The sequence below is a fragment of the Kitasatospora sp. NPDC085464 genome, from assembly GCF_044541955.1.
Classification (GTDB): domain Bacteria; phylum Actinomycetota; class Actinomycetes; order Streptomycetales; family Streptomycetaceae; genus Kitasatospora.
In genome coordinates this window covers 36021-62675 of sequence record NZ_JBITTM010000039.1, presented here as the reverse complement: position 1 = coordinate 62675, position 26655 = coordinate 36021, and the positions used below count along the sequence as shown (strand labels likewise).

The 26655-nt window shown below is 74.5% G+C and carries 19 protein-coding genes and 1 pseudogene; 13 read left to right on the top strand and 7 right to left on the bottom strand.

The features are described from left to right. Positions 1 to 66: 66 nt before the first annotated feature. A complete protein-coding gene (locus ACIGG8_RS30685; protein ID WP_396551972.1) occupies positions 67 to 2463 on the bottom strand; it encodes a molybdopterin cofactor-binding domain-containing protein in 2397 nt (798 codons plus the stop codon). Between the two features lie 420 nt (positions 2464 to 2883). Between ACIGG8_RS30685 and ACIGG8_RS30680 the strand changes: the two genes are divergently transcribed. The 3 genes from ACIGG8_RS30680 to ACIGG8_RS30670 all read left to right on the top strand — a co-directional run bounded on the left by ACIGG8_RS30680 (position 2884) and on the right by ACIGG8_RS30670 (position 5603). Further along, positions 2884 to 4200, top strand: a complete 1317-nt coding sequence (locus ACIGG8_RS30680) for an MFS transporter (protein ID WP_396551971.1) — start codon at positions 2884 to 2886, stop codon at positions 4198 to 4200. Positions 4201 to 4324: 124 nt separating this feature from the next. Beyond that, positions 4325 to 5077: a Mut7-C RNAse domain-containing protein gene (locus ACIGG8_RS30675; protein WP_350521042.1), complete on the top strand. Its 753-nt coding sequence runs from the start codon at positions 4325 to 4327 to the stop codon at positions 5075 to 5077. 100 nt (positions 5078 to 5177) lie between these two features. Continuing rightward, a complete protein-coding gene (locus tag ACIGG8_RS30670) occupies positions 5178 to 5603 on the top strand; it encodes a cupin domain-containing protein (protein WP_396551970.1) in 426 nt (141 codons plus the stop codon). Positions 5604 to 5627: 24 nt separating this feature from the next. Here ACIGG8_RS30670 and ACIGG8_RS30665 read toward each other — a convergent pair whose 3' ends face one another. From ACIGG8_RS30665 to ACIGG8_RS30655, 3 genes are all read right to left on the bottom strand, one after another. After that, on the bottom strand, positions 5628 to 6704 hold the full coding sequence (locus tag ACIGG8_RS30665) for a restriction endonuclease (protein WP_396551969.1): 1077 nt from the start codon (positions 6702 to 6704) through the stop codon (positions 5628 to 5630). 81 nt (positions 6705 to 6785) lie between these two features. Then, positions 6786 to 7655, bottom strand: coding sequence for a hypothetical protein (locus ACIGG8_RS30660; protein WP_396551968.1), 870 nt, complete (start codon positions 7653 to 7655; stop codon positions 6786 to 6788). A 243-nt stretch (positions 7656 to 7898) separates the two neighbouring features. Further along, positions 7899 to 9158, bottom strand: coding sequence for a pyroglutamyl peptidase (locus tag ACIGG8_RS30655; RefSeq protein ID WP_396551967.1), 1260 nt, complete (start codon positions 9156 to 9158; stop codon positions 7899 to 7901). 69 nt (positions 9159 to 9227) lie between these two features. Here ACIGG8_RS30655 and ACIGG8_RS30650 point away from each other — a divergent pair, with 69 nt between their 5' ends. From ACIGG8_RS30650 to ACIGG8_RS30640, 3 genes and pseudogenes are all read left to right on the top strand, one after another. Next, positions 9228 to 10436, top strand: coding sequence for a cytochrome P450 (locus tag ACIGG8_RS30650; RefSeq protein WP_396551966.1), 1209 nt, complete (start codon positions 9228 to 9230; stop codon positions 10434 to 10436). A 155-nt stretch (positions 10437 to 10591) separates the two neighbouring features. Beyond that, a pseudogene (locus tag ACIGG8_RS30645) lies at positions 10592 to 11143 on the top strand (TerD family protein); the annotation flags it as partial. Between the two features lie 674 nt (positions 11144 to 11817). Further along, positions 11818 to 12429 carry an SUKH-4 family immunity protein gene (locus tag ACIGG8_RS30640; RefSeq protein ID WP_396551965.1) on the top strand — a complete coding sequence of 204 codons (612 nt, stop codon included), beginning with the start codon at positions 11818 to 11820 and terminating at the stop codon, positions 12427 to 12429. 65 nt (positions 12430 to 12494) lie between these two features. On the opposite strand, the gene ACIGG8_RS30635 is transcribed toward ACIGG8_RS30640, so the two are convergent. Continuing rightward, positions 12495 to 13241, bottom strand: coding sequence for a TetR/AcrR family transcriptional regulator (locus ACIGG8_RS30635; RefSeq protein ID WP_396551964.1), 747 nt, complete (start codon positions 13239 to 13241; stop codon positions 12495 to 12497). A 119-nt stretch (positions 13242 to 13360) separates the two neighbouring features. Here ACIGG8_RS30635 and ACIGG8_RS30630 point away from each other — a divergent pair, with 119 nt between their 5' ends. From ACIGG8_RS30630 to ACIGG8_RS30620, 3 genes are all read left to right on the top strand, one after another. Beyond that, positions 13361 to 14398: an aldo/keto reductase gene (locus ACIGG8_RS30630; protein WP_396552003.1), complete on the top strand. Its 1038-nt coding sequence runs from the start codon at positions 13361 to 13363 to the stop codon at positions 14396 to 14398. 488 nt (positions 14399 to 14886) lie between these two features. After that, positions 14887 to 17649, top strand: coding sequence for an SdrD B-like domain-containing protein (locus tag ACIGG8_RS30625; protein WP_396551963.1), 2763 nt, complete (start codon positions 14887 to 14889; stop codon positions 17647 to 17649). A gap of 219 nt (positions 17650 to 17868) precedes the next feature. After that, positions 17869 to 18654, top strand: coding sequence for a hypothetical protein (locus ACIGG8_RS30620; RefSeq protein WP_396551962.1), 786 nt, complete (start codon positions 17869 to 17871; stop codon positions 18652 to 18654). A gap of 101 nt (positions 18655 to 18755) precedes the next feature. Here ACIGG8_RS30620 and ACIGG8_RS30615 read toward each other — a convergent pair whose 3' ends face one another. Beyond that, entirely contained in the window at positions 18756 to 20822 is a 2067-nt protein-coding gene (locus tag ACIGG8_RS30615) for an MDR family MFS transporter (RefSeq protein ID WP_396551961.1), read from the bottom strand. 216 nt (positions 20823 to 21038) lie between these two features. On the opposite strand from ACIGG8_RS30615, the gene ACIGG8_RS30610 reads away from it, so the two are divergent. From ACIGG8_RS30610 to ACIGG8_RS30595, 4 genes are all read left to right on the top strand, one after another. Further along, a complete protein-coding gene (locus ACIGG8_RS30610; RefSeq protein WP_396551960.1) occupies positions 21039 to 22574 on the top strand; it encodes an MFS transporter in 1536 nt (511 codons plus the stop codon). A 64-nt stretch (positions 22575 to 22638) separates the two neighbouring features. After that, positions 22639 to 23280, top strand: coding sequence for a maleylpyruvate isomerase N-terminal domain-containing protein (locus tag ACIGG8_RS30605; protein ID WP_396551959.1), 642 nt, complete (start codon positions 22639 to 22641; stop codon positions 23278 to 23280). Positions 23281 to 23649: 369 nt separating this feature from the next. Beyond that, positions 23650 to 24876, top strand: coding sequence for a sensor histidine kinase (locus ACIGG8_RS30600; RefSeq protein ID WP_396551958.1), 1227 nt, complete (start codon positions 23650 to 23652; stop codon positions 24874 to 24876). Beyond that, entirely contained in the window at positions 24873 to 25601 is a 729-nt protein-coding gene (locus tag ACIGG8_RS30595) for a response regulator (RefSeq protein ID WP_396551957.1), read from the top strand. Before ACIGG8_RS30600 ends, ACIGG8_RS30595 begins: the two co-directional genes overlap by 4 nt. Before the next feature lie 55 nt (positions 25602 to 25656). Here ACIGG8_RS30595 and ACIGG8_RS30590 read toward each other — a convergent pair whose 3' ends face one another. Beyond that, a complete protein-coding gene (locus tag ACIGG8_RS30590) occupies positions 25657 to 26496 on the bottom strand; it encodes an SAM-dependent methyltransferase (RefSeq protein WP_350521024.1) in 840 nt (279 codons plus the stop codon). Positions 26497 to 26655 lie beyond the last annotated feature (159 nt).

The window sequence follows — 26655 nt, the reverse complement described above, 5'->3', positions numbered from 1 at the left end:
GTTCGTGGTGCCGGACGTTCGTGGCTCCGGGCGGACGCGGTGCCGGACGTGCGCGGTTCCGGGCGGTCAGAAGTTGACGGGGAAGGAGCGCGGGCTGGTGCCGGTGGCGCGGGCGTAGGCGTTGGCGACCGCGGCGGAGGCGGCCGGGACCCCCAACTCGCCCGCGCCGCCGGGTGGTCCGCTCGGCGGCATCAGGTGGATCTCGACCACCGGCGGGGTGTGCCGCTGCCGGGCGTAGTGGAAGTCGCCGTAACTCCCCTCCCGGAAGGCGCCGTTGTCGAGGTGGTTGCCGGCCTGCAGGATCACCGAGATGCCGTCGACCAGCGCGCCGGTCAACTGGGCCTCCAGCCCCGTGGGGTTGATCACCCGGCCGACGTCGGCGGCGATCACCGCCTTGGTGACCCGGGGGTCGGCCCGGTCGGTGGCGTCCAGCTCGACCAGGTAGGCGGCGGTGCCGCCGTTCTCCTCGTGGTAGCCGACGCCCTGGGCCTGGCCGGGCGGCATCGGACGGCCCCAGCCGCCCTTCGCGGCGACGGTGTCCAGGACGGTCCGACCGGCGGCGCTGCGCAGCCGGGCGCGTCGGAAGGCGACCTCGTCCTGGCCCATCCGGCGGGCCAGTTCGTCCATCACGATCTCGTCGGAGACGCGCACGGTGCCCGAGTAGACCGACCGCCAGCTGCCGGTGTGCAGCTCCAGCGGGACCTCGGCGAGCAACTGGACCGGGACGCCGACGTCGTACGGGTTCTTCTCGGTGAGCAGGAAGAACGCCTCGGAGGTGGTGAGCCCGGCCAGCGGGAGGTTGTAGCCGGCGGCGGTGAGGGCCTCGCCGAGGCCGTGGCCGAAGTCGGTCTGCACGCCGGCAGCGCGGTGCTCCCAGCCGAGCACGTGGTCGAGGCCGTAGACGGCCCGGATCCGGTGGTGGCTGGCCGGGCGCATCCGGCCGTGGCGCATGTCGTCGTTGCGGGTCCACATCAGCTTGACCGGGCGGCCGGCGGCCTTGGAGATCCGGGCGGCCTCCAGGGCGGCGTCGAAGAACAGCCGCCGGCCGAACGATCCGCCGCCGCGCACCACGTGGACGGTGACGGCGTTCTGCGGCAGGCCGAGTTCGGCGGCGATGGTCTGCTGGGCGACGATCGGGCTCTGCGCGGCGAACCACAGCTCCGCGCGGTTCGGCCGGACGTCGGCGATGGCGGTGAGCACCTCCATCGGGGCGTGGTTGACGAAGGCGAAGTCGAACTCGGCGTCCAGGTGCTGGGCGAGCAGCGGCGGGGGGAGGAACGGCGCGTGGGCGGCGCGCAGCCGGCTCCTGACGTCGTCGGTGGAGAGCCCGGCGACCGGGCCCGGGTTCCAGGTGGTGCGCAGTGCGTCGCGCGCCTTGAGCGCCTGGTCGAAGGTCTCGGCGAGGACCGCGACGCCGCTCGGCACCTGGACGACGCCGAGCACGCCGGGCATGGCGCGGGCGGCGGAGGCGTCCAGGGACTTGAGGGTGCCGTTGACGGTGGTGGGGCGGGCGACGACGGTCGGTACGGCGCCCGGGATCTGCAGGTCCCCGGTGTACTTGGCGCGGCCGGTGACGATGTCGCGGGCGTCGATGCGGCCGGTCGGCCTGCCGACCAGGCGCAGCCGGTCGGCGGCCTTCGGGACGGCGGGGACGGCGGGCGCGGAGATCGCGGCGGCGTCGGCGGCGAGGTCGCCGTAGCCGAGCCGGCGGCCGTCGGGGGCGAGGACGGCGGAGTCGGCGGTGCGCAGCGTGGTTGCCGGAACGTTCCAGCGCCTGGCGGCGGCGGTCACCAGCCGGGCCCGGGCGGCGGCGGCCGCGCCGCGCACCGGGTCGTACAGCGAGCGGATGGAGTTGGATCCGCCGGTCAGCTGGTTGAAGAGCAGCTCGGGACGGCCGTCGGAGAGCGGTACGTCCACGTCGGTGAGCCGGGCGTCGAGCTCCTCGGCGACCAGCATCGCGATCGCGGTGGTCAGGCCCTGGCCGACCTCCAGCCGCGGCAGGTACAGCACGGCGCGTCCGGCGGGGGTGAGTTCGAGGACCAGCAGGTGCGAGGTCGGCAGCCCGGCGAGGATCATCGCGTCGCCGAGGTCGACGATGTCGGGGATACCGGGCAGGCCGAGCAGCTGCGGGGGCGCGGCGGACCCGGCGGCCGCGGCGGCGTGGACGGCCTGCGCGGCGGCCTGTCCGGCGCCCGGGGTGGCGGCCCGCGCGCTGGCGGGTTCGGCGGCGTCGAGGCCCAGGCGGGCGGCGACGGTGAGGGTGGGTGCGGCCAGCAGGTAGGTGAGGAAGCGGCGGCGGCCGGCGGGTTCGGCGGGGGGTCCGGCATCGCCCGGGTGGCCGGTGGAGTCCGAGGGGGCGACGGAGGTGCTGATGGGAGGAACCCTTCGTGCCGGAGACGGCGCCGGATCGGGCGGGCACGGCGGCCCCGGCCCCGGTGCCGGATCGCGAACGCCGTTGAGCATAAAAGGGCGCTACTGACGGGTCAACACGGTCAAAGTTGGCCCCCGGCTTGGGCGATCGGGCTTTTGCAGCGTTCGGCGGGCGCGGATTCGGAACGGGTACGGACGGCGCTGCGGGGGCGCGGGAACAGCTCGGCCGGAACGTTCCCGAAGGGCCTGGAGAGCCCAACGACCCACTGTCGCACGAGGGTTCAGCGCTCGGTCGGCGGTGCGGCGACCCGCGGAAGTGGCCCAAGGAACTCCTTGATCATTGGACCTGTCGGATGGGCCAGTTCCGGCTTAGGGTAGGAGCCGAACCGTCGCCGACGGTTGTGAACTCCCGGCCCGCGCGCCGCTCGTCGAATCGGTGATGTCGCCCGTCCGTGGGTGGGCGGTCAGCCGTCGGGCGGACAGTGACGGTCGGTCACCCCGTGGAGGAGAGACGTGCCGACCGACCGAGCCGCCCGGCGGAGCAGCCTCCTGCCGCCCGCCGGCCCCCAGCGGACCCTGGCCGCAGCCCAGTTGGCGAGCGCGGTGGGCGACGGCGCCTACTACACCTGCTCCGCGCTCTACTTCACCCGCGTCGTCGGCATGTCACCGACCGCCCTCGGCCTCGGCCTCGCGATCGGCTGGGCGCTCGGCTCCGTCGCCGCCGTCCCGCTCGGCCACCTCGCCGACCGGCGCGGCCCGCGCCGCACGGCGGTGGTGCTCGGGCTCGCGGCCGCGGCCGTGGTCGTCGCCTTCCTGGTGATCCGCTCCTACCCGTCGTTCCTGCTGGCGGTCTGCCTCTACGCCACCGCGCAGTCCGGACTGACCGCGGCCCGGCAGGCTCTGGTCGCCGGTCTGGTGCCTCCCGGCGAGCGGACCGGCCTGCTCGCCCACCTGCAGTCGACCCTCAACGGAGGCCTGGCCGTCGGGGCGGCCGTCGGCGGCATCGCCCTGAGCGTCGGCACCCGGGCCGCGTACCTGGGCGCCTTCGTCGTCACCACGATCGGCCTCCTCGTCGGCGCGCTGGTGCTCCGGCGACTGCCCGAAGTCCCGCCCGCCGCCCAGGAGTCCGGCGCCGGACCGCGCCTGGCCGTGCTGCGCGACCGGCGGTACGCCGCCGTCACCCTGGTCAACGCCGTCCTGCTGCTGCGGATGCCGCTGCTCAGCCTGGTCATCCCGCTCTGGATCGCCCAGCGCGCCCCCGGGATCGGCTGGCTCGGCTCGGCGCTGTTCGTGCTCAACACCCTTGCGGTGCTGGCCTTCCAGGTCCGGGCGGCCCGTGACGTCACCGGGCTGGACTCGGCGGCGCGGGCGGTCCGCTCGGCCGGGGTGCTGCTGCTCGCCTGCTGCGCCGTCTTCGGACTGTCCGCGCTAGACGTGCCGGTGTGGGCGGTCGGCGCGCTGCTGGTCGTGGCCTCCGTGCTGCAGGTGGCCGGCGAGATGCGGCAGTCGGCGGGTTCCTGGCAGATCGGTTTCGACCTCGCTCCGCCGGACCGGATCGGGCAGTACCAGGGCTTCTTCGGCACCGGCGTCGCTGTCGCCCGCACCCTCGGGCCGCTGCTGCTCACCGCGCTGCTGCTGGACGGAGGCCTGGCGGGCTGGCTGGTCCTCGGCGGAGTGTTCCTCGCGGCCGGGTTCGCGATGGGGCCGGTGGCCCGCTGGGCGGAGCGGGACCGCGGTCACGCGCTGTCACCGTCGGCCCCGGTCGCGTCGGCCGCGACCGCCACGCCGGTCGGGACGGGCACGGCCGGCACGGCGGCCGAAGCGGCGTGACGGCCGCAGCGGCGCAGCGGCGGCCGGGCCGGCGCGCGGGGCACCCCGGGGGTGCGGCGGGCGAGCAGCCGAACCGTCCGGAAACCGCTGGCACCGGCCCGCCGCCCACTGGCATGCTGGCCGCGTGGACAGACCCCGGATATGGCTCGACTTCGCCCCTGAGCTGCACCTCTTCGTCTCCGCGCCCCGGCGGGCCGGCCGCACCGCGCTGCACACGGACGGCACCTCCACCCTCGGCCACGTCGTCGAGTCGCTGGGCGTCCCGCTCACCGAGGTCGGCGCCCTGCTGGTGGACGGCCGGGCCGTGCCCGACGCGTACGTCCCGGCCGACGGCGAGCACATCGACGTCCGCGCGGTGACCAGGCCGCAGCCCTCGGCCACCCCGCCGCGCTTCCTCCTGGACGTGCACCTCGGCACCCTCACCCGCCGCCTGCGCCTGCTCGGCGTGGACGCCGCGTACGAGAACCCCGACATCGGCGACGCCGCGCTGGCCGCCCGCTCCGCCGCCGAGCAGCGCGTCCTGCTCTCGCGCGACCGCGGCCTGCTGCGCCGCCGCGAACTGTGGGCCGGCGCCTACGTCTACAGCCACCGCCCCGCCGAGCAACTGCGCGACGTCCTCTCGCGCTTCGCCCCGCCGCTCGCCCCCTGGAGCCGCTGCACCACCTGCAACGGCACGCTGCGCACGGTCACCAAGACCTCGGTGCGCGAGCAGCTGCGGGACGGCACCGAGCGCTCCTACGACGCCTTCGCCCAGTGCACCGAGTGCGGCCAGGCCTACTGGCGCGGTGCCCACCACGCCCGGCTGGAGGCGATCGTCACCGAAGCCGTGCGCGACTTCGGCGACGGGCAGGACCGGCTCGGGGCGGCATCGGGCTGAGGCGCTCTGGCGGACGGCCGCGCGGCCGTGTTCCCATCGACGGTGGGGGAAACACGTCGTTCGGTCGCAGGACCGGTCGCGGGAGAGGCCAGGTCGTCGGATGAGCAACCAGCCGGAGCACGACCCCTTCCGCACCGCGCGCCTGGCGGACGCCCCCGTCGTCACCGCGCCGGACGGAGCCGCGGTGTACCCGCTGCTGGTCCTGGAGGGGCGGGGGAGCCTCGCGGTGTTCACGCTCGCTCCCGGGCAGGTGACCCACGCGGTGTCGCACGCCACCGTCCAGGAGCTGTGGCAGGTCACCGCGGGCAGCGGCGCGCTGTGGCGCCGCCAGGGCGCACGGGAGGAGATCGTACGGCTCGTGCCCGGCACCGCCGCGTCGATACCGCTCGGCACCGCCTTCCAGTTCCGGGCGGACGAGGACTCCGACGGGCCGCTGCGGATCACCGCCGTCACCGTGCCGCCCTGGCCCGGCACGGACGGCGAGGCCCGCCCCGAGGACGGCCCCTGGCGGGCGACCGTCCGCTGAGGCAGGCCGGGCCGGCCCGCACGGCTACGCGTCGTCGACCTCCAGGCCGTACGCCACCACGGCCTGGTGCAGCCCGCCCGGGTAGCCGGCGAGGGCCGGGGTGAACTCCCAGTCACCGTGGGCGTCGCGGTCGAAGCGGCCGAGCCGCATGGCGGTGTTGGTCTCCGCGCCATCCGCGAGGTGCATCACGGCGGCGTCCTGGCCGGTGCCGGTCTCCAGGATCAGTGCTGGGCCGGCGAACCCGGCCATGGTGGCGTCCGGGTGGTTCCCGGTGTCGGCCGCGGCGATGATCACGAGCCGGTCGACGTCGGCGGGCAGGGCGTCGAAGTCGACCATCAGGCAGGCGTTCGCGTCCTCGTAGCCGGTCACCAGCCGCACCGAACCGTCTGGCGTGGAGGCGTTGTTGTAGAACACCAGGTGGTCGTCCGACACCGCGACGTTCCCCCGGCAGACCAGGGCGGCGATGTCGTACTCCTCCGCGCCGGTCCAGTGCAGCAGGAGCCGGGCGGGCTCGGCGGCGACCTCGATCGCGGGCAGCCCGTCCAGGCCGGCCGCCTCGGCGGAGGCGTCCTCCTGGGCGGCCGCGAACACCTCGTGGAAGCCGTGGTGCTTGAGCAGTCCGACCAGCTCGGCGCCGTTGATCAGGGTGACCGCCTTGCCGGTGACGAACTGGTGGGCGCTCGGGCCGAACTTGCTGGTCGTGACGAGGACGGCCTTCGTCGCGGCCTCGTCGTGCCGCAGCGTGCCGTAGAGGTCCCGCACCGCCGAGGGCGGCACGGTGTCGCGGTACCGCTTCACCTGCACGATCACGTTCCCGCCGCGGAACGGGTCGGTGTCGATGCCGCGGACGTCCACGCCGCCGTCCCGGGAGCGGGCGGTCAGCTCGACCTTCATGCCCATGGCCTCCATCAGCCGGGCCACGAGCTGCTCGAACTCGACGGGGTCCATCGCCATGAGGAGCTGGAGCTCGCGGACGCGCCTGGCCATCCGGCCGCGGTTGGCGTTGGTGTCGTCGCGCAGGTGGCGGAACAGCACGCGCTGGGCGCGGCGTTCGTCGGCGTCGGGGTTGCCGAGGCGGTGGAGTTTCCGGCTCCGGGACATGGAGTGCCCCCTCTTGCAGGTGACGATTCGTGCAGGTAGGCGTCACCGTAGGGGAATCGCAGGCGACGGATCGTCACCCCGTCAGTTCCGCTGCCCAATCGAGACCTGGCGAGGTGGGGAGGGGTTCCGGGCCGGCTGCGGGGGGTGCAGTTCGAGGGTCCAGGCGTGCGTGGTGTACGAGCCCATGCGGGTCGGGTGGCGCTCGACCAGGGTCACGTCGAGGCGGTCGGCCGTGCGGCGCAGCGAGCCGGTGAAGCGGTGCTGCCGGTCGGGGGCCAGGGGGTGCAGCTCGGCGAGGACGGTGTCGTCGAGGCCGCGTCCGACGGCGCGCAGCGTCCCCGCGTCGAGCACCAGGAGGGTGCCGTCGGGCAGCACCAGCGGCTCGGGGGCCTGCGGGTCGGCGAGCAGCGGGCCGTGCTCGATCCGGCCGCCGGGCAGCAGCCGCACTGCCCGGCTCCCGGTCGGGTGGCGGCGGTCCGTCTCGACCACCCGCAGGCCACTGCCGACGACGTAGTGGCCGTAGCTGCGCCAGGAGTCGACCGGGGTGCCGTCCCGGTCGTACGCCCGGGTGTCGAACGCGTCGTAGCCCTGGAGGCCGAGGACGAAGCGGCCGCCGCCGAGGGCCGCTCCGCGCTCGCCGCGCAGTTCGGCGACGAGCGCGCCGTCGGCGAGGTCCAGCAGGAGGGCGGGGCCGAGGTGGCCCCGGGCGGTGTAGTCGAAGGAGTCGGTGGTGACCAGGACCCGGCCGGCGGAGAGGTGCGCGGCGTTCGGCCGACCCGGGCACGGCCGGTGCCAGTGGACCCGGCCGGTGGCGTCGACGCAGCGGAGCTCGCCGTCGCGGCCGTGCACATCCAGCCCGTCCCGCCGGGCCAGCGGCCCTTCCGGGCGTCCCTGCGGCCGGCCGCCGCTCCTGCGATGGTGGTCCGTGACCGTGACGTGCCGGCTGCCCATGGTCCGGATGGTAGGGCGTGTCCGACAACTCCCGCCGAGCGCGACGCGAACCGTCGGGTACGTTCCGGTGGACTCCGCCCGGTGGACTCCGCCGAACGGAGGCGGCTGTGTTGGGAGCGCGTTGTTTCGGAGCGCGTCCGGGCGGCCGAGGGGGACGTCGGCGGACGTCGGCGGGCGAGGGCGGGCGGGGCGGGCCGCCGGGGGCCGGTGTCGGCCCGCCCCGGTGGGTGCTCGGAGGCGGGCTCAGAGGCGGGCGCTGCTCAGGATCGCGCGGACCTGGTCGGCGATCGCGGCCTCGTTCTGCTCGAACTCCGGTGCGGTGAGCAGGTCGCCGTCGGCAGGCAGGCCGGTGAGGACCGGGGTGTGGAGGTGGCCGCCGGGCAGGCCGGGTGCGAGGTCGAGGCGCAGGCGGTTGGAGCGGTAGGCGACCTCGTTGGAGAGGTAGCCGCCGCCTCCGCCGGCGACCGCGCGGGAGCCGGGGGTGGGGCCGTCGGCGCGGACGACGGGGTCGGTGGCGCCCGCGGGGATCTCGGTGACGGGCGTGTTGAGCAGGACCGGGTAGGGCTGCTGCACCGCCGTCATGGCGTCGGTGGGCAGGGTGGTGCGGACGAACTGGGGCCCGGCGGCCAGCCCGGGGGCGTCGACCGGGTGCCGGGTGGTGCCGCCGGAGAGCGCGCCGACGTTGTCGGTGGCCGGGTCGGCGGAGCGGGCGCGCCCGGCCCAGTCCTCCAGGGTGAACTTTCCGGGGTAGCCCTGGCTGATGCTGGTGATCAGGTCGGCGGACTGCGGGCCGGGCACCAGGTGCGGGCCGAAGGCGCGTTCCACGATCCCCCCGTCGAAGTCGCCGTAGCGGACCGGCAGGACGACGGCCCGCACCTCGGCGGTGCTGCCGTCGGCGAGGGTGATCCGCCGCCCGTTCAGCTGCAGGACGGCCGAGCCGGAGGGGTTGGCGCGGCGCGGTTCGGTGTCCAGGCCGTACGGGTCGAAGCCGCTGACGAAGATCCGCCGCAGGCCGTGGGCGGCGCTGAAGCCGTCCGCCAGTCCGCGCGAGGCGTCCTCGAAGCGGGCCCGCAGCCCGGCCCGGTCGACGGCGAACCCGGGCTGCCACTGCGCCAGCCGGACGGTCATGGCGAGCCTGGTCCAGTACAGCGGGCGGTCGTCCGCGGCGGGCAGTTCGCCGCCGGGCCGGCGGCCCTGGGCGCGGTCCACGCCGGCCTGCCACAGCGCCCGGCCCCAGGCGTCCACCACCCGTTCGGCGCGGTGGGCGGTGCGGGCGGAGCACAGGGCGGCCGGGAAGCCCCGGAGCAGGTCGCCCAGGCCGGACCGTTCGGTGAAGGCGGCCGTGCGGGCGTCCTGGAGACGGGCCTGCTCGGCGTCGAGCGACACCGTGGCGGCGGTGCGGCAGCCGGCCGGGTCGGCCTGGGCGGCGGCCGGGGCCAGCAGGGCGGCGAGCGTTCCGGTGAGGGCGGCGGCCAGGCCGGCGGTACGGCGAAGTAATGTCATGTCGCCTGACAATAGGTTCAGACCTGACACCCCGCCAGGGTACCGCCGCGACGCCCGTAGGCTGGCCCGGTGACAGCGCCCGACCTCGACCTCGCCTCCCTGATCGCCGACCCGTACGGCGGCTACACCCGGCTGCGCGCCGACGCGCCCGTCCACCGCGTCGTCGGCCCGGACGGCCTGCCCTTCTGGCTGGTGACCCGCTACCCGGACGTCCGCCAGGCCCTCGCCGACCCGCGGCTCGCCCTCGACAAGGCACACGCCGCGCCCGGGAACTACCGCGGCTTCGCCCTGCCGCCCGCGCTGGACGCCAACCTGCTCAACATGGACCCGCCGGACCACACCCGGATCCGCCGACTGGTCTCCCAGGCCTTCACCCCGCGCCGGATCGCCGCACTGCGCGCCCCGATCGAGAAGGTCGCCGGGCAACTGCTGGACGCCATGGCCCCGGCCGGCCGCGCCGACCTGCTCGCCGCCTACGCCGCGCCGCTGCCGATCACCGTCATCTGCGACCTCCTCGGCGTCCCCGAGGACGACCGCCACGACTTCCGCGCCTGGACCGACAGCCTCATCACCCCCGACCCCGACCGCCCGGAGGCGACCCGCGCCGCCGTCAAGGCGATGCTCGGCTTCTTCACCGGCCTGATCGAGCGCAAGCGCACCCAGCCGGGCGACGACCTGCTGTCCGACCTGACCACGGTGCGCGACGAGTCCGTCCGCGGCGGCGCGGAAGGCGGCGACCGCCTCACCGAGGACGAACTGACCTCGCTCGCCTTCCTCATCCTCTTCGCCGGCTACGAGAACACCGTCCACCTCATCGCCAACGCCGTCCTCGCCCTGCTCACCCACCCCGAGCAACTCGCCGCCCTGCGCGCCGAACCGGAGCTGATCGACGGCGCCGTCGAGGAGTTCGCCCGCTTCGACGGCCCCGCCCCGCTCGCCATCCGCCGCTTCCCGCGCGAGGACGTCACCATCGGCGGCGTCACCGTCCCGGCGGGGGAGACCGTGCTGCTCGCCCTCGGCTCCGCCAACCGCGACCCCGCGCAGTTCACCGACCCCGACCGCCTCGACCTGCGCCGCCGCGAGACCGGCCACCTGGCCCTCGGCCACGGCATCCACTACTGCCTCGGCGCGCCGCTGGCCCGGATGGAGACCGCCGTCGCGCTGAACGCCCTGCTGCGCCGCTTCCCCGACCTGGCCCTGGACGTGCCGGTCGAGCAGCTGCGCCACCGCCCCACCCTGCGGGCCCGTGGCCTGCTGGAACTGCCCGTCCGGTACTGAGCCGGGGCGGCTCGGGGGCGTTCGAGTCGATCCGGGGAGCCTCCGGGGGCGTCCGGGGCTGACGCGATCCTGACGGCGGGAGCGGGAACCGGCTCGACTTCTACAGCGTTGTCGTAGTCGAACAGCGGTACTCGTACGGTCGTGGAGGAAGTCCCATGAGTGTGGCCCTGACGAAGGGCGGCAACGTCTCCCTGGGCAAGCAGGCACCCGGACTGCAGGTGGTCCGGATCGGCCTCGGCTGGACGGCCGCGGCCGGGTACGACCTGGACGCCAGCGCGTTGCTGTGCGGGGCGGACGGGAAGGTCGGCTCGGACCGGAACTTCGTCTTCTTCAACAACCTGCGGAGCCCGGACGGCTCGGTCCGCCACCAGGGCGGCTCCGGCGGCGGGCCCGACCGCGAGCAGATCGAGGTCCGGCTCGCGGAGGTCTCCGCCGACGTGGAGAAGATCGTCTTCGCGGTGGCGATCTACGACGCGGCGCAGCGACGGCAGAACTTCGGGCAGGTCCGCGGCGCGTACGTCCGCGTCACCGACCCGGACGGCGGCGCCGAGGTGGCCCGCTACGACGTGGCGTCCGTGGCGGGCAGCGAGACCGCGATGGTGTTCGGCGAGCTGTACCGGCACGGCGCGGACTGGAAGTTCCGGGCGGTCGGGCAGGGGTACGCCGCGGGGCTCGCGGGCATCGCGACGGACTTCGGCGTCGACGTCCTGCAGCCCGCTCCCGCTCCCGCGGTCCCGCCCGCTCCGGCATCGGCGCAGGCTCCGGCTCCGGTGAAGCCCGCCGTGCCGGCCGCCCCGCCGGCGGTGCCCGCCGCACTGCCCCCCGTACCGCAGACCCCACCGGCAACAGGGAGTTCCCCCGTGACGTGTTTCTTCGACCCCTCGCACGGCGCCGGCACGACGGCGGTGCTGTGGTCGCCGCAGTGGGGCGTGCCCCGCCAGATCGAGACCTGCGCCGCCTGTGCCCAGCGGGTGCAGACGACCGTCCCGCCGTTCTACACCCCGCCGCAGGGGTACCCGCAGCCCGTCCAGCAGCAGGGCTACCCGCAGCAGGGCTACCCGCAGGCGCCCGGCCAGCCGGCGCAGGGCGGCGGCCGGCGCTTCGGCACCGGCGCGCTGATCGGTGCGGGCGCGGCGGGCCTGGTCGGCGGCGCGCTGCTCAACGAGGCCTTCGACGACGACGGGCCCGAGGTCGTCGTCAACAACTACTACGAGGACGACGGCCTCTTCTAGACCGTCGGGCGAACCGCCGGGCAAGCCGTCAGGCGGCGGGGAGGCGCAGCTCCTGAAGGGCCGTCGGGGACCACCCCGGCGGCCCGTGCTGTCGGTGCCGTGCGTTTGAATGGTCGTCGCCGCACGTTCTGACCGGGGGAGACGCACCGATGACCACGTCCGAAGCCGAGCTGCTCGACGCCGCCCGCCATCCCACCGCGGCCTGGCTGGAGTCCTGCTTCGGCCCGGGCACGCTGTGGCGGCCCGAGGTGCTGCCCGAGCGCCTGGAGTCGCCCGCCGCCCGGGCGTTCCTGACCGAGGTCGGCCTGCCGGCCGTCGGGCTCGACTTCGTCGGCTTCGACGCGACGGACCTGCCCAGGCGCGGGATGTGGGAGGCGGACCTGGACGACCTGTTCGGCAACCGCACGCCGGACGACGAGACCCCGCCGAGCAACTGGGGGTACTGCGTCGGGACGTTCGACGAGTGGCACCTGATGGTCGACGCCGGATCCGGCGCCGTGAAGATCTACAACGCGGACGGCTGGGACCACGCGCGCGGCTACGGCGGCTGGGCGGCCGACTCGCTGCCCGCGGTGATCGGCGCCCTGGGGCTGCTGGCCGGCTTCGAGGAGCGGGTCGTCGGCGGCGACGCGAACGCCGCGCTCGACGAGTTCGAGGCCCTGGTCGAGCAGTTGGGCCAGGGGCCGGACGAGTCGGACCTCTGGTGCCAGATCGCGGTGAACCTGCGGGAGGAGTACGAGGAACTGGACGAGGAGGACTGACCCTCTCCGTCCCCTCCGCACCGGGCGGCCGCACAACGCACAGGCGTTGTGCGGCCGTTCGCGTTTCAGGAACCCTGCAGCCGGTACGCCCCGGCGCGGGCGGCGGCCCCGGCGGCGGCCGCGGCCCGGTCGGCGGCGGCCTCGTCCAGAGGTTCGACGGTGGTCAGCATCCGGTAGTAGAGCGGTGCCGACACGGCCCGGACGACCTCCGACGCGTCGGTGTCCGCCGGGAGCTCGCCGCGCTCGACGGCCTCGGTGACGCACGGCGCCCACTCCTCCACCCGGCGCCGGTAGAAGTGCCGCAGCGCCTCGGCGGCGTCCGCGTCGCAGTTCGCCGCCACGATGACCGCGCGGAACAGCGCGCCCTGCCGGGGGTCGGCCAGGGTGCGCCGGACGAGCCGGGCGTTGGCCCGCAGGTCCTCGGCGAGGGAGCCGGTGTGCGTGCGCGGCAGCGACTGCTCCGCCATGTCCGCCAGGAGGTCGGCGACGAGCGCGGTGGTGCTGCCCCAGCGGCGGTAGACCGTGGTGCGGCCGACCTCGGCCCGCTGGGCGATGTCGCCCAGGTCGAGACCGCTGAAGCCGTGCTCGACCAGGGCGTCCTCGACGGCCCGCAGGACGGCGGTGCGCACCCGGGCGGTCCGGCCGCCGGGGCGGACGGTACCGGGCGTGAAGGGCTCGGCGGTGTCCACGGACGCGGCGGTGCCCACGGACTCCGCGGTGCCCACGGACTCTGCGGTGCCCACGGGCTCGGGAGTGCCCACGGGCTCGGCGGGGTCGACGGATTCGCCGGGGTCGACGGATCTGGCAGCCATTAACGGGATTCCTGTTCCATTAGTCGCGAGGGGTCTGCTAGGTTCAGAGCATCCTAACGGAACGGGAGTCCCATTAGGGGCTTCGAGGGGAGAACACCATGGGCATCGCCACCACCGACATGGAATACCGCCGACTCGGCGCGTCCGGACTCAAGGTCCCCGCGCTCAGCCTCGGCACCGGCACCTTCGGCGGCCGCGGCCCGCTGTTCGGCGCCTGGGGCACCACCGACGTCGACGAGGCCCGCCGCCTGCTCGACATCGCCATCGACGCCGGGGTCACCCTCTTCGACACCGCCGACGTCTACTCCGACGGCGCCTCCGAGGAAGTACTCGGCCGGGCGATCCGCGGCCGCCGCGACCAGGTCCTCGTCTCCACCAAGGCCGGCTTGCCCACCGGCGACGGCCCGCAGGACGCGGGCACCTCCCGCGCACGCCTGGTCCGCTCGGTGGACGACGCGCTGCGCCGCCTCGACACCGACTACCTCGACCTCTTCCAGCTCCACGCCTACGACGCGGACACCCCGATCGAGGAAGTGCTCGCCACCCTGGAGGACCTGGTCCGGGTCGGCAAGATCCGCTACACCGGCGTCTCCAACTTCTCCGGCTGGCAGCTGATGAAGTCCCTCGCCCTGGCCGACCGCCACGGCCGCCCCCGCTATGCCGCCCACCAGGTCTACTACTCCCTCGTCGGCCGCGACTACGAGTGGGAGCTGATGCCGCTCGCCCGGGAGGAGGGCGTCGGCGCCCTGGTCTGGAGCCCGCTCGGCTGGGGCCGCCTGACCGGCCGGATCCGCCGGGGGCAGCCCCTCCCGGCCGGCAGCCGCCTGCACGACACCGCCGACTACGGCCCGCCGGTCGAGGACGAGCTGCTCCACCGGGTGGTCGACGCCCTCGACGAGATCGCCGCCGAGACCGGCCGCACCGTCCCGCAGATCGCCATCAACTGGCTGCTGCGCCGCCCGACCGTCTCCTCGGTCATCATCGGCGCCCGCAACGAGGAGCAGCTGCGCCAGAACCTCGGCGCGGTCGGCTGGTCGCTGACGGACGACCAGATCGCCCGCCTCGACGCCGCCAGCGCCCGCACCGCCCCGTACCCGTACTTCCCGTACCGCCGCCAGGCGGCCTTCGCCCGCCTCGACCCGCCGATGGCCGGCTGACGCCCGGCGCGGGACTGGTTCGAGGGCCGCCCCGCACGACTGGGCGCAGCCTGGGGCAGCTCGGGCTGCGCCCAGTCGTGTGGGCGGTGGGGGGTCGTTGCGCCAGGGGGGTTTCGGCCGGATGGGGGAGGCCGGGGCGGTGCGGAAGTCGTCGGTGGCGTAGGTGGTTTGGTTCACGGTGTGTGCAGGTTCGGCAGGAACTGTGTTCGATTGTCGACAGGTTCATGCAATGCTTCTCGGCGGGCGACGGACCCCCGGGTGACGCTCCCGTGCAGGTCAGCGGCCTGCTTCCGGAAGGGTGGCGCGTTGGTGCGACCGCCGTCGAAACGTCTGACGCCCCGTCAAGGTTCCTTGTTTTCCTGCGAACTTCTCGCGTCCGCTTTAAGCTCCCGTTAACAATGGCGGCTTTCCGCCACTCGCGAACCCCGTGCGAGGTCGGGCGGCAGGCCCCCACCGGACGCATGCCCAACGTGACGATGAGAGCAGGGATGACGACGACAAGTGAACGAACAGTCGGCGCGGCGCGCGACCCGGACCGGTGGCGACCGGCTCGGCTCGGCCGCCGCACCGCAGGCGGCGCGGCGGCGGTCGCCGTCGCGATCGGCGCCTGCTCGTTGGCCGCGGCCCCGTCGGCGTTTCCGCAGACGGGCGACGGCACCGTAACGGTCCGGGTGATCCGGGCCGTGGACACGACCGGGGTGTGGACCCCCGTGCTGGAACCCGGGATCGCGGGCGTGAAGGTGACGCTCACCGACGACGCGGGTGTCGGCATCGAAGGCACCACCGCGGCCGACGGCACGGTGACACTGGCACCGGCCGCCAGCAAGGCGACCGGCGGCAAGTACCGGATCCAGGTGGTGAACCCGAAGCCGGGCGTGCTGTTCCCGGCCTTCGCCTCGCGCCAGGGCCTGACCGGCGCGCCGAACCAGCTCAGCAGCAACGAGGAGTTCGTCGACCTCGGCGGCGGCAAGAAGGTCGAGCTCACCACGGGCCTGTGGAGCCCGGGTGACTACTGCCAGAAGAACGCGCCGCTGGTGTCGACCTGCCAGCCGGCGCCCCGGGAAGGCGCATCGGCGCGCACGCTGGTCTCCTTCCCGTACAGCGCCCGCGGCGTGGCCGGCACCGACGCGACCGTGACCGACCTGGCCACGGCCGAGCAGACCGGCAACATCTACGGCATCGCGTGGAACCGGGCGGACAAGCGGATCTTCTCCGCCGCCTCGGCCAAGCGCACCACGGCGTACGGCCCCGGCGGCCCGGGCGCGATCTACGTGACCGACCCGGTGAAGAAGACGACAGCCCTCTTCACGACCGTTCCGGACGCCGGCAGCACGCCGCACGGCCCGGACAACGACGACGCCTTCCTGCCCGCGGTGGGCAAGGAGAGCCTTGGCGCCGTCAAGATCTCCGACGACGGCAAGGACCTGTTCGTCGTCAACCTCCACGACCGCAAGCTCTACCGCTACGACGCCACCGGGCCGACGGCGGCGGAGCCGAAGGCCGCCTACCCGATCCCCGACCCGGGCTGCCCGGCGGCCGGGGACTGGCGCCCGTACGGCCTCGGCCTGCAGGACGGCACCGGCTACCTCGGCGGCGTCTGCTCGGGCGAGTCGACCGGCAAGACCGCGGACCTGCGGGCCGTGGTGCTGCCCTTCGACCCGGAAACCGGCACGTTCAAGAAGGCCGTGCTGGACCAGAAGCTCGACTATCCGCGCGGCAGCACCGTCGGCGGCCCGTGCCCCGGCGCGGGCTGGTTCCCGTGGCAGGACACCTTCCCGGCCACGCAGAACGGCCAGACCTGCACCGGCTACATGGCCAACCCCGAACCGGCGGTGGCCGAGATCGCCTTCGAGACCGACGGCTCGATGGTGCTCGCCTTCCGGGACCGCTTCGGCGACCAGTCGGCGGCCGGACCGACGGCCGGCACCATGGCCAACGTCCTGCCCGGCGGTGACCTCAACAAGGCCTGCCCGGTGAACGGCGCCTACGTGCTGGACACCAACAACGGCTGTGGGGCCACGACCCGGGGCACCCGGTTCTTCGACAACAACCGCATCGGCCACAACAACGCCCTGAACGCCGGTATGGCGTTCTCCAAGGTCGAGGACTCCATCGCGACCTCGGGCTACGACACCAACGGCATGGCCTTCGGCTACGGCGCCGCCTTCGAGAAGCGCGACGGCAAGGCCGACGGCGGCCTGCGCCTCAACCCGGTCGGGCCGCTGCCGCCGTTCGGCAAGGGCGCCGCGATGGGCGACCTCGAAGTGCTCTGCGACCAGGCGCCGCTGCAGATCGGCAACCGGGTCTGGTACGACCCCGAGCGCAGCGGCCTCCAGCTGCCGGGCCAGCGCCCGGTGCCGGGTGTCACCGTCCACCTGTACGACGAGTCAGGGAAGCTCGTCGGTACGACGAAGACGACGGCGCGCGGCGAGTACTACTTCGACGACAGCAACGTCGAGGGCGGCCTCAAGCCGAGGACCAAGTACACGATCAAGCTGGACAACCCGGCCGACTACGCCAAGGACGGCCCGCTGTTCCAGTGGGTGCCCACCGAACACGACGTCGGTGACAACCACTTCATCGACTCCAAGGGCATCGTCCCGGACGGCGGCAAGTACCCGGAACGGGGGCTGACCACCGGCGGACCGGGCCAGAACGACCACACCTACGACTTCGGCTTCCGCCAGCAGGAGGGCGCGCTGCGCCTGATCAAGCACGACCAGGACGGCAGGCCGCTGGCGGGCGCCAAGTTCCAGCTGTGGCACGAGACGAACGGCACGGACGGGCTGCAGCCGACCGGTGACAAGCCCGACACCAAGGTGGGCGAACCGTGCACCACCGGGGCCGACGGGCTCTGCCAGGGCAAGGGCGTCGTGGGCACGTACTACTGGCAGGAGTTGAGCCCGCCGGCGGGCTACTCGGCGCCGGAGGTCACGGTGCTCGGGCCGCTGGTGCTCACCAGCGGGAACCTCGACGACGGGGTCGAGGTGACGGCCGTCAACCGGCTGATCCCGACGCCGACGCCGACGCCGACACCCACCCCGACGTCGACACCGACCGAGACACCGCCGGTGACGTCGACCCCGGTCCCGGCGCCCCCGGCCCCGCCGGCTCCCGGACCCGGGCACCTGCCCAACACCGGTGCGGGCGCGGCGATCCCGTTCGCCGTGGCCGGAGCGGCGGCGCTGATCACCCTCGGTGCGGCGCTGGTGCTGCTGGTCCGTAGGCGCAGGGCGCTCCGGCAGGGCTAGCAACCCCAGGCCGGGCTGGCAACCCCCGGCAGGGGCAGACCGGCACCGGCGATCCGTGCCGGTGCCGGATCGGGCGGGTTCGCGGACCACTGGTCCCCGAACCCGCCCGACTGTCGTGACCGGCCCAGGCTGCGGGCAACCGGCCGCACGCAGACCACTCACTGCTCGCACACCGACCGCACACCGACCGCACACCGACCCACGAGAGAAGGCACCCGCATGGCCCGGAGGACGAAGGACGACACCCGCAGGCCGTGGCGGCGCCGCTGGCTCCTCACCCTGGCCGCGATCGCGGTGTGCGGCACCGCGGCGGGCGGTCTCGTCGTCTACCGGACCGTCTCCGACGAGGCCGACGAGCGGCCGGTGACCAGCGACGAGGCCTCCCGGCTGGCCCTGTCGCGGCTGAACCTCTACCAGGCCGCTCCGGTCGGGGTGACGCTCACGGCCGCCGAGGGCGGAGGCGTCACCATCCGGGTGGAGGGCGTCGTGGACTACCGCACCCACCGCGGCGTGGGCCGCTACCGGACGACCGGGGCGAGCGGCCCGCTCGACCACGGGCTGATCATCTGGGACACCGGCGGCCTCGGCCTGGCCCCGGAACCGGCCGGCGTCGACGGCCCGGCGTGGCAGCAGGCCGAGCACGTGCCGCGGCAGGGTTGGTCGCCGCGCTCCTACACCGCGGACCCCCTGGACTCCGGGCTCAGCCTGGTGGTCCAGCTCGGCGCGGACCGCCCCGACAACCCGCTGCTGCTCGCCCAGTCCGGGGCGCGCTGGCTGGGCCGCGACCGGATCGACGGCCGCGGCTACGACCGCATCGCCGGGCCGCGTGCCCAGGGCTCCGCACCCGACGGCGGGCGCTCGCCACTGACCTACTGGGTCGACGGCGACGGCGCGCTGCGGCGGGTGACGATGCGGATGGCCGGCCTGGGCACGCCGACCACGGCGGACTTCTCCGGCCACGACGCCGCCGCCAAGCTCCCCGAGGCCCCCTGGCTGGCCGGCTGACGCCGACCGCGTCACCCGACGACGCGGCGTCACGACGGCGCAGCAGAGGCCCCGAAACCGATCGATCCGACGGCGAACGGAAAGCGCGGGCGGCGGACCGTCTAGACCCGTGCGCTGTCCGTCGAACGGGCCTTCGCGGGGAGGCCGTTGGCGAGGTCCTCGACCAGGAGGCGCCAGGCGATGGCGTCCGCGGCGGTGCGCAGTTGCGGGCTGCGCGGTCGGCCGGCGTCGGCGTCGAGGCGGGCGTTGAGCCAGTCGGACCAGGCGCGGGCGAGGGCCCGGACCTCGCGGGTGCCGGTCTCGGTGTTCACCAGGACGCCTCCGTCGCGGACGAGGTAGCCCTCGGCGGCCATCCGGTCGAAGACGGGCTCCAGGACCTCGGGCGGGATCCGTTTGCGGGCGGCGATGAGGTCGAGGTCGGCGCGGCCGATCACCTTGGTGTGCTGGGCGACCTCCATCAGTGCCCAGGCGCCGCCGAGGTCCACCCGGGTGTCGGCGTCGGAGACGATGGCCCGGACGGTGTCGAGGTCCACGCCGCGGACGATCTTGCAGACCGCGTACTCCAGGTGCGGGTCGGAGTCGGCGGTGGTCGGCTGGGCGAAGCCCTCGCCCATGTCGGTGGAGCCGGCCCGGGCGGTGTCGCGCAGTGGTACCTGTTTGAGGAAGAGCGCGACGACGAAGCCGATCACGGCCACCGGGATCGTCCACAGGTACACGGTGTGCAGCGCGTCGGAGTAGGCCTGCACGATCGGCGCGGCCTGGTCGGCGGGCAGCCCGTGCAGGCTCTGGGGGCTCTCGGCGGCACGGGCGAGCACGGCCGGGTCGGCGCCGGTGAGCCGGGCGGCGGTGGCGACGCCCCCGCGGAGTTCGGTCGTGAGGCTGTTGGTGTAGATGGTGCCGAACACCGCGGTGCCGAAGGAGCTGCCGATGGTCCGGAAGAAGGTGACCCCGGAGGTGGCGGTGCCGAGGTCCGCGTAGTCGACGGTGTTCTGCACGGCGATCGTCAGCACCTGCATGCTCAGTCCGATGCCGACGCCGAGCACGAACATGTAGAGCGAGGCGAGCGCGGTGCCGGTGCCGGGTTCGAGCCGGGAGAGCAGGTAGAGGCCGAGGGCCATGACGGCCGTGCCGACGATCGGGAACACCCGGTACTTGCCGGTCCTGCTGACCGCGGTGCCGCTGCCGATCGAGGCGAGCAGCAGGCCGATGACCATCGGCAGCATCCGGATGCCGGAGACCGTCGCCGAGTCACCGTCGACGTACTGCAGGAAGGTCGGCAGGAAGGTGAGCGCGCCGAGCATCGCGAAGCCGACGATGAAGCTGAGCACCGAGCAGACCGTGAACACCGGGTTGCGGAACAGCCGCATCGGCAGCATGGGTTCGACGGCCCGGGTCTCGGTCCAGCAGAACAGCCCGAGGGCGATCGTGCCGCCGACGAACAGGCCGATGATCACCCCGGAGCCCCAGGGGTACTGGTTGCCGCCCCAGCTGGTCGCCAGGATCAGCGCGCCGGCGCCGACCGCGACCAGCGCGATGCCCAGGTAGTCGATCACCGGTCGGGTCGCCGAGCGCACCGAGGGGATGGTCCGGGCGGCCGCGATCACCACCACGACCGCGAGCGGCACGTTGACGTAGAACGCCCAGCGCCAGGACAGGTGATCGGTGAACAGCCCGCCCAGCAGCGGCCCGATCACAGTGGCCACGCCGAACACCGCACCGATCGCGCCCTGGTACTTGCCGCGCTCGCGCAGCGGGATGACGTCCGCGATCAGCGCCATGGCGGTGACCATCAGCCCGCCCGCGCCGACGCCCTGCACCGCCCGCCAGGCGATCAGCAGCGTCATGTTGGTGGCCAGTCCGCACAGGAACGAGCCGGCGACGAAGACGACCGCCGAGATCTGGAAGATCAGCTTGCGTCCGTACAGGTCGCCGAACTTGCCGGCCAGTACGGTGGCCACCGTCTCGGCCAGCAGGTAGGAGGTCACCACCCAGGACATGTGCGCGGCCCCGCCGAGGTCCGCGACGATGGTGGGCAGCGCGGTGCCGACGATGGTCTGGTCGAGGGCGGCCAGCAGCATGCCGAGCACGATCGTGGCGAAGACGACGTTCCGCTGCCGAACGTCCAGCACCGGTGGGGCGAGCGGCGGGTTCTCGGTGGCGACGGTCATGCCGTCAGCCTCTGGGGTCCGGGCACCGATCGCGATCCGGTTCGACCGTTCGGGTGAGGCTGCGGGGGAGGCGGCCGGGGGAGCGGAAGGGAGCGCTGCCCGGGTACGACCCGGGTGGCGGTACCCGGAGGGCGGGGCGACGATGAGCCGAGCGAAGCCCGCCGACCACCGGCCGGGCGGCGAGCAAGCCGCCCCGGACACCGGGAAGAGGCTCCCATGACCCCCGACGCCCCGTCCGCCACCGCGCACCCGAACCCGCCCGGCGCTTCCGCCGCGGGCGGCCGGGCCGACACGCGGCGTTGGCGGGCGCTCGCGGTCTGCCTGGTCGCCGGCTTCATGACCCTGCTGGACGTCAGCATCGTCAACGTCGCCCTGCCGACCGTACGGGCCGGGCTGCACATGTCGGAGAGCGGCCTGCAGTGGGTGCTCAGCGGCTACGCGCTGGCCTTCGGCCTGGTGCTCGTCCCGGCCGGACGGCTCGGCGACGCGCGCAGCCGGCGCGCCGTCTTCCTCACCGGACTCGCCCTGTTCACCGCGGCCAGCGCGCTGGCCGGCGCGGCGCAGAGCCAGGAGTGGCTGGTGCTGGCCCGGCTCTTCCAGGGCGCGGCGGGTGGCGTGCTCGTCCCGCAGGTGTCCGGCTTCATCCAGACCCTCTTCCGGGGCGCCGACCGCGGCCGGGCCTTCGGCGCGCTCGGCGCCACCATCGGGCTGTCGACCGCCGTCGGACCGCTGCTCGGCGGGCTGCTGATCCACCTGTCCGGCCCGCAGGACGGCTGGCGCTGGGTGTTCCTGGTGAACCTGCCGATCGGCGTCGCCGCCCTGCCGATCGCCCACCGGCTGCTCCCGGCACCCCCGCCGGCCGCCGAGCGTGCCGGGCACCGCGACTTCGACCCGGTCGGCCTGGTGCTGCTCGGCGCCGGCACGGTCGCGCTGCTGCTGCCGTTCGTCCAGGCACAGCAGTGGCACAGCCCGGCGCGGTGGCTGCTGCTGCCGGTGTCGGCGGTGCTGCTCGCGGCCTTCGTCGGCTGGGAGGTGCACTACGGGCGGCGGCACGAGCCACTGGTGAGCATGGCGCTGTTCGCGGTGCGCCCGTACGCGGCGGGGGTGCTGCTGTCGTTGGCGTACTTCGCGGGGTTCACCGCGATCTTCTTCATCTTCACGCTGTACCTGCAGGTCGGCCTGCACTACTCGGCCCTTGTGGCGGGCGTGGCGATCACCCCGTTCGCGATCGGTTCGGGCGCGGCCGCGGCGGTGGGCGGGCGGCTGGTGAGCCGGCTCGGCAGGCGGCTGGTGGTGGTGGGGCTGCTGCTGGTGCTGGCCGGCCTGCTGGCCGCGGCGCTCGCGGTGCAGCTGTGGTCGGGGCCCCGGGTGGGCTGGACGACGGCGCTGCCGCTGCTGGTCGCCGGGGTGGGCAGCGGGCTGGTGATCGCCCCGAACCAGACGCTGACCCTCCAGCAGGTGCCGGTCGCCCGGGCGGGCAGTGCGGGCGGCGTGCTGCAGACCGCGCAGCGGGTCGGTTCGGCGGTGGGCATCGCGGTCGTCGGGTCGGTGTTCTTCGCCCACGCGCGCGGTCGGTACCCGGACTGGGCGACGGCCTTCCAGCTGGGCGTGACGGTCGCGGCGGGGCTGGTGCTGACGGCTCTGCTGGTGGCCTTGGTGGACACCGCGGCGGGAGCGCCGCCCACCCCGGCCGGGTCGGGTGGGTCGGACGGATCCGGTGGGTCCGGCCGACCGGGCGGCGGTGGATCGTGAACGGCTGCGGTGCGGTCGGTGGGGTCCGGTTTCCGGGCCTCCGTGGTGCGGTAGGGAGCGGATCGTGAGCGATTCCCGAGCGGATTTCCTGGCCGCGGCCCGTGCGGCCGAGCAGCTGCTGCGCGCCCCCGAGGTGGCCGAGGCCTGGCGGCGGCCGAGCGCGCTGGCGGAGTGGAGCGTCGGCGGGCTGGCCGGGCACCTGGCCTTCCAGGTCCTGTGCGTGTCCGAGGCCCTGGCCGCCGCGCCGCCGACCGAGACGACGATCGGCCTGCTGGACCACTACGCCCGGGTCGCATGGGTCGGCGCGGAGCTCGACGCGGACATCAACGTCCGGATCCGGCAGGGCAGCGAGGCGTTCGCCGCCGACGGTCCGGCCGCACTGCACCGCCGGGTCGACGCCGCCGTCGCGGAGCTGACGACCGCGTTGGCGGCGGCGGACGGCACCCGCCCGGCCCGGCTGCCGTTCTGGGGGCCGTGGTCGCTCACGCTCGACGACCTGTTGGCGACCCGGACGATGGAACTGGCCGTCCACGCCGACGACCTGGCGGTCAGCGTGGGCGTCCCGACCCCCGGACTCCCGCCGGAGACCGCCGACTCCGTGGCCGCACTGCTGGCCCGGCTGGCGGTCCGGCGGCACGGGTGGGTGGGCATGCTGCGGGCGCTCAGCCGGGCCGAGCGGGCACCGGGGAGCATCGCGGCGTTCTGAGCCGTGGCAGGTCGGCGCGGGCAGTGGCCGGTCGTTCGGGCCTTCCCCGGCCGTCAGTGGTCCCGGCGGTGGATCACCAGTGCCGCGATCGCCACCGAGGCGAACGACCAGGCCGCGAGGGTGATCCAGGAGCCTGCGACGGTCGCGGGGTAGGCGCTGGGGCGCCAGCCGGCCAGGCGATCCGGGCCAGGCGCTGCCAGGCGGGCAGCGGCAGGGCGTGCAGCAGGTCGGCGGTCCAGCGGTAGCGCTCGGTGACGAGGGACGGGAGGAAGAAACGCGGGTCACCCCCGGCCGTACGCGCAGGTCACCCCCGGCCGTACAACCACGGTCGGATGACGGCTCGTCGGGCCGCCGTTACGATCGTGGACCATGCCGTCGACCCCCACCCCGCCGTTGTTCCGGCGCGTCCCGCCCGAGGTCTGGGTCGGGCTCGCCTGGTGCGTGGCCGCCGCCTACCCCGCCGTCCGGCTCGGTGGCTCCGCGCAGCACCACGGCGCCGCCGCGCACGGCGGGTGGGCGTTCACCCTGGCCGACACGGCGGTGGCCTTCGCGGGCGCCGCGTCGGTGCGCCGGCTGCCGGTGCTGTCGGTCGTCCTGCTGCTGATCGCCACCTGGACCGAGACCGACGGCTGGTCCGGCGGCGCCCAGGTGCCGCCCGGCGCGCTGCTGGCCGTGGACACCGCGCTCTGCCTGATCACCGCCACCCGGCCGCGCCGCACCTCGCGGGCCGCGTTCGCCCTCGTCATGGGCTTCCTGGTGCTGCACATCGGCCTGGTGCGCGGCAACACCGTCGGCATCTTCACCGGCACCCACATCGGCTCCGCCGACGGCGCCGCGCTGCTCGCGCTGGTCGCCTGGCTGGTCGGGCGCTCGGTGCGGCAGAACCGGGAGCACGCCGAGGCGCTGAGCAGCCGGGCGGCCGCCGAGGCGGTCACCGCCGAACGGCTGCGGATCGCCCGGGAGATGCACGACACCGTCGCGCACAGCCTGGGCATCGTCGCGCTCCAGGCGGGTGCCGCCCGCCGGGTCATCGACCGCCGGCCCGAACGCGCCAAGGCGGCGCTCGGCGAGATCGAGGCCGCCGGGCGGGACACCCTGGCCGCGCTGCGCCGGATGCTCGTCGTCCTGCGCCGGGCCGACGGCGACGGCCCGGGCACCGGCGCGCAGGGCCTGGCGGACCTCGACCGGCTGGCCGGGGCGACCACGGCGGCGGGGGTGCGGGTGGAGGTCCGGCGGCACGGCGAACTGCGGGCGCTGCCACCGGAGATCGACCTCGCGGCCTTCCGGATCATCCAGGAGTCCGTCACCAACGTGGTCCGGCACGCGGACGCCGACGCCTGCGTGGTCCGGGTCGACTCCCGGACGGCGGGGGAGCTGTCCGTCGAGGTCACCGACCGGGGCCGGGGGCACGGCAGCGACCCGGGCAGCGGCTTCGGGCTGGCCGGGCTGCGCGAGCGGGTCGCCCTGCTGCACGGCCGGTTCGACGCCGGGCCGGGCGCCGACGGCGGCTTCCGGGTCGCGGCCACGCTGCCGATCCCGGTGCCGATCCCGGTCGGGGTCACGGTCCCTGCGGTCGCGGGGGAGGTGCGCGCGTGATCCGGGTCGTCCTGGCCGACGACCAGCCGCTGGTACGGGCCGCGCTGGAGATGGTCATCGCGGAGACCACCGACATCGAGGTGGTCGGCGAGGCGGGCACCGGGGCGGAGGCCGTCCGGCTGGCGGCCGAACTGTGCCCGGACGTCGTGGTGATGGACATCCGGATGCCAGGGACGGACGGCATCGAGGCCACCCGGCTGGTGACCGCCGCCGGCGGTCCGACCCGGGTGGTCGTGCTCACCACCTTCGACGAGGACGAGCACGTCTACGCGGCGCTGCACGCCGGGGCGTCCGGGTTCCTGGTCAAGGACATGGCACTGGACGACATCCTCGGCGCGGTGCGGGTGGTCGCCGCCGGGGACGCGCTGATCGCGCCGAGCGTCACCCGGCGGCTGATCGGTGCCTTCGCCGCCGGCCGTCCGCCCGGCTCATGGGGCGGTTCCCGGGACGGCCGACTGCCCGGGGCCCTTCCCGGCCGGCCGACCGGTCCCGGCGCGCGGAACGAGGCCGTGGGCCGGCTGGCGGCGATCACCGACCGGGAGCGGGAGATCCTCACGCTGGTCGGCCGGGGCCTGTCCAACACCGAGATCGCCGCCGAGCTGGTGCTCGGCATCGCCACCGTCAAGACCTACATGACCCGGCTGCTCGCCAAGCTCGACGCCCGGGACCGGGTGCAGCTGGTCATCCTGGCCTACGAGGCGGGCCTGGTCTCCGTCCCCGGGTGACCGGGCCCGCCGCGGCCCGCCGTGGGCTGCTGCGGGGCCGCCGTGGGAGAGGGGTTCAGCGCTTGACCGCCACGCCCGCGTACATCGCGATGTCCTGGTCCCGGACGGGCGCGGCGTCCGCGTCCGGGCGCCAGTGGTGCACCAGCGTGACGCCCGGGTCGAGCAGCTCGTAGCCGTCGAAGAAGGCCTCCGTCTCGGCCTTGTCACGGATCTGCAGCGGGATGCCGCGCGCGTTGTACTCCCGGCCGACGCCGCCCACCCCGACGGGGTCGGTGTCGCCGGTGAAGACGGTCAGCGCGAGGAAGCTGCCGGGCGCCAGCGCGTCCATGAAGCGGCGCACGATGCCCTGCGGGTCGTCCTCGTCCAGCACGAAGTGGACGATCGCGATCAGCGACAGCGCCACCGGCTGCGAGAGGTCGAGCACCTCGCGCAGCCGGGCGTTGCCGATGATCGACTCCGGGTCGCGGAAGTCGGCGTCCACGTAACAGGTGCGGCCCTCGGGCGTGCTGTCCATCAGCGCCCGGGCGTGGGTCAGCACGATCGGGTCGTTGTCCACGTACGCGACCCGCGAATCCGGCGCCACCGCCTGGGCGATCTCGTGCACGTTCGGCGAGGTGGGGATGCCGGTGCCGATGTCCAGGAACTGCCGTACGCCGTACTGCTCGGCGAGGTGGCGCACCGAACGCTGCATGAAGTCGCGGGTGGTGCGCATCGAGATCGGGAGTGACGGCCAGGCCTTCACCGAGGCGTGCGCGGCGACCCGGTCCGCCTCGAAGTTGGTCTTGCCGCCGATCAGGAAGTCGTAGACCCGGGCGGAGTGCGGAACATCCATCCGCAGGTCCACCGACGGGTAGTCCTCCTGTGGACCGCGCTGCGCCCCGACCTCGTTCGCCATGCTCGTCCTCCCGTTGCTGGGGATCCGTCACCGGCCGCCTCGGTGGCGGTCCTTGGTGCGCATGGTAACGGTCGGCCGGTGCGACGATATGACGAACCCTTGGGTATGGCTCTGGGCCTGAGCCGGTCGGCCGGGGGCCCAGGCTGACCGGGCTCAGGC

What these genes read in the sequence shown, in the direction of transcription:
- ACIGG8_RS30685 (WP_396551972.1), bottom strand. Translation starts at nt 2,463, where the DNA reads ATGCTCAACGGCGTTCGCGATCCGGCACCGGGGCCGGGGCCGCCGTGC.
- ACIGG8_RS30670 (WP_396551970.1), top strand. Translation starts at nt 5,178, where the DNA reads ATGAGCAACCAGCCGGAGCACGACCCCTTCCGCACCGCGCGCCTGGCG.
- ACIGG8_RS30665 (WP_396551969.1), bottom strand. Translation starts at nt 6,704, where the DNA reads ATGTCCCGGAGCCGGAAACTCCACCGCCTCGGCAACCCCGACGCCGAC.
- ACIGG8_RS30660 (WP_396551968.1), bottom strand. Translation starts at nt 7,655, where the DNA reads ATGGGCAGCCGGCACGTCACGGTCACGGACCACCATCGCAGGAGCGGC.
- ACIGG8_RS30655 (WP_396551967.1), bottom strand. Translation starts at nt 9,158, where the DNA reads ATGACATTACTTCGCCGTACCGCCGGCCTGGCCGCCGCCCTCACCGGA.
- ACIGG8_RS30640 (WP_396551965.1), top strand. Translation starts at nt 11,818, where the DNA reads ATGACCACGTCCGAAGCCGAGCTGCTCGACGCCGCCCGCCATCCCACC.
- ACIGG8_RS30635 (WP_396551964.1), bottom strand. Translation starts at nt 13,241, where the DNA reads ATGGCTGCCAGATCCGTCGACCCCGGCGAATCCGTCGACCCCGCCGAG.
- ACIGG8_RS30630 (WP_396552003.1), top strand. Translation starts at nt 13,361, where the DNA reads ATGGAATACCGCCGACTCGGCGCGTCCGGACTCAAGGTCCCCGCGCTC.
- ACIGG8_RS30625 (WP_396551963.1), top strand. Translation starts at nt 14,887, where the DNA reads ATGACGACGACAAGTGAACGAACAGTCGGCGCGGCGCGCGACCCGGAC.
- ACIGG8_RS30620 (WP_396551962.1), top strand. Translation starts at nt 17,869, where the DNA reads ATGGCCCGGAGGACGAAGGACGACACCCGCAGGCCGTGGCGGCGCCGC.
- ACIGG8_RS30615 (WP_396551961.1), bottom strand. Translation starts at nt 20,822, where the DNA reads ATGACCGTCGCCACCGAGAACCCGCCGCTCGCCCCACCGGTGCTGGAC.
- ACIGG8_RS30610 (WP_396551960.1), top strand. Translation starts at nt 21,039, where the DNA reads ATGACCCCCGACGCCCCGTCCGCCACCGCGCACCCGAACCCGCCCGGC.
- ACIGG8_RS30600 (WP_396551958.1), top strand. Translation starts at nt 23,650, where the DNA reads ATGCCGTCGACCCCCACCCCGCCGTTGTTCCGGCGCGTCCCGCCCGAG.
- ACIGG8_RS30590 (WP_350521024.1), bottom strand. Translation starts at nt 26,496, where the DNA reads ATGGCGAACGAGGTCGGGGCGCAGCGCGGTCCACAGGAGGACTACCCG.